This window comes from Streptomyces sp. NPDC007162, assembly GCF_040634175.1.
GTDB lineage: Bacteria > Actinomycetota > Actinomycetes > Streptomycetales > Streptomycetaceae > Streptomyces.
In genome coordinates this window covers 1-1,371 of record NZ_JBEYFC010001006.1, presented here as the reverse complement: position 1 = coordinate 1,371, position 1,371 = coordinate 1, and the positions used below count along the sequence as shown (strand labels likewise).

The window sequence follows — 1,371 nt, the reverse complement described above, 5'->3', positions numbered from 1 at the left end:
GGTACCCCCAGCACCCCTTCACGGGGCGTTCTTGCCGGCCCCCCTGTACGCGAACCGGTCCTTCGCGTAGCGGCCCCTGCGCTCCACGGGAACCGTCCCGCTCGCCGCCCCCAGTCCGAACTCCGGCATGTCGAAGTAGATCGACTCGTACGACCCCTCGGGCGCCACGTACGTCTCGTGCCACAGGCCCACGTGCTGCCGCAGCTTCCCCGCCCGCTCCTTGCGGTTCACCAGGCTCCACACCCCGTGGTGCAGCATCTCCGGCGAACTCGCGTACGCGTACAGCTTCTCCTTGGAATCCCAGTACTGGACGACGTAGTACGTCCGCGGTGACGCCGTCAGCAGGATGCGCCCGAGCAGCCCCCGGCCGGGATCCCGCGCAAGCTCCCCCAGCATGCGGAACATGGACAGCAGGACCGGGAGCCACTGGTGCACCGCCCAGAAGTGGTTGATGCGCACGCCGATCAGCAGCACCACCGCATCGCCCTCGCGCGCCGCGGTCGTACGGCCCGGAATCGGCTTGGCGACCATGCGAAACACCCCCGGTCCCTGTCGGATAGCGTCACTATCCTTCTGACGGTGCTTGGATAGTGGCACTTACCAAGGAGAGGCGCAAGAGATGCGGCTGGCCCGGTTGAGCGAGCGCAGCGGGGTGCCCGTCGCGACGATCAAGTACTACCTGCGCGAAGGCCTGTTGCCGCCGGGCCGCCAGGTCAACGCCACGACCGCGGAGTACGACGAGGAGCATCTGCGCCGGCTGCGGCTGGTGCGGGCGATGATCCAGGTCGGCCGGGTGCCGGTGGCGAAGGTGCGCGAGGTGCTCGGGCACGTCGACGACGAGTCGCTGGGCCGCACGATCAGGGTGGGCGCTGCGCTGTGGGCGCTGCCGCAGGTGCCGGAGCCGGACGAGGACGACGAGTACGTGCGGGCCGCGCACCAGGAGGTGGGCGCCCTGCTGACCACCCTCGGCTGGGAGAACGCCAAGCAGCTGACGACCGTCTCCCCCGCCTATCGCCAGCTGGTGGTCTCGGTGGCCGCGTTCCGCCGCCTCGGTTACGAATGGGACAGCGAACTTCTCGTGACCCGGGCGAAGTTGATGCACCAGGCGGCGATCGCGGATCTTGACTTCCTGGAGACGCACCCCTCGGAGGAGGAGAAGGTGGCGGCCGCGGTGGCCGGCGCGGTGCTGGTGGAGCCGATGCTCCAGGCCCTGCACCGGCTGGCCCAGGAGGAGGAGACGGCCCGGCGCTACGGCTTCGAGTAGGGGCCGGACACGACGAAGGCCCTCCGCATGAAGCGGAGGGCCTTCGTCGTCTGTACCCCCGACCGGATTCGAACCGGCGCTACCGCCTTGAGAGGGCGGCGTGCTAG

2 protein-coding genes are annotated in these 1,371 nt (G+C 69.5%); one reads left to right on the top strand and one right to left on the bottom strand.

The window, feature by feature from the left end:
• Window positions 1-18 precede the first annotated feature (18 nt).
• The gene (locus ABZ646_RS46690) at window positions 19-531 is read right to left on the bottom strand and encodes a DUF4188 domain-containing protein (RefSeq protein WP_360533888.1); all 513 of its coding nucleotides are present in this window, start codon (window positions 529-531) and stop codon (window positions 19-21) included.
• A gap of 88 nt (window positions 532-619) precedes the next feature.
• On the opposite strand from ABZ646_RS46690, the gene ABZ646_RS46685 reads away from it, so the two are divergent.
• The gene (locus ABZ646_RS46685; RefSeq protein WP_360533885.1) at window positions 620-1,264 is read left to right on the top strand and encodes a MerR family transcriptional regulator; all 645 of its coding nucleotides are present in this window, start codon (window positions 620-622) and stop codon (window positions 1,262-1,264) included.
• Window positions 1,265-1,371: the final 107 nt, after the last annotated feature.

Bases quoted from the DNA above. Each gene is read 5' to 3' on its own strand.
- ABZ646_RS46690 (WP_360533888.1), bottom strand. From the start codon at position 531: ATGGTCGCCAAGCCGATTCCGGGCCGTACGACCGCGGCGCGCGAGGGC.
- ABZ646_RS46685 (WP_360533885.1), top strand. From the start codon at position 620: ATGCGGCTGGCCCGGTTGAGCGAGCGCAGCGGGGTGCCCGTCGCGACG.